Consider the following 253-nt stretch of genomic DNA (forward strand, 5'->3'; position numbering starts at 1 on the left):
TCGACGCCTCATCCAGCTCCCGATACGACAACGACGATCCCTCGAAAGTCAGCGCCACCGCCTCCGGCGTGCGGGCCGCCTGACCCGCGAACAACACCGGGATCGCAGCCCCTGCCGGCGGCCCCGTCAACACCGCCCGATTACTCAGCTCATCGAGCCGGGCCCGTTCGGCCTCATCCAGCACATCGATCGCCGACAACCGCTGCCCTGGGTTGGCGACCATCGCCGCCAGTACCCGCTCCCAGCGTTGCAG

The 253-nt window shown here is 68.8% G+C and carries 1 protein-coding gene; it reads right to left on the minus strand.

Annotation, left to right across the window (positions count from 1 at the left end; all coding sequences use genetic code 11):
* The coding region (locus BST27_RS33045; protein ID WP_170062407.1) for a hypothetical protein at positions 1–253 on the minus strand (253 nt) is incomplete at both ends.

Origin of the sequence: Mycobacterium intermedium (assembly GCF_002086275.1) — a bacterium.
Taxonomy (GTDB): Bacteria; Actinomycetota; Actinomycetes; order Mycobacteriales; family Mycobacteriaceae; genus Mycobacterium; species Mycobacterium intermedium.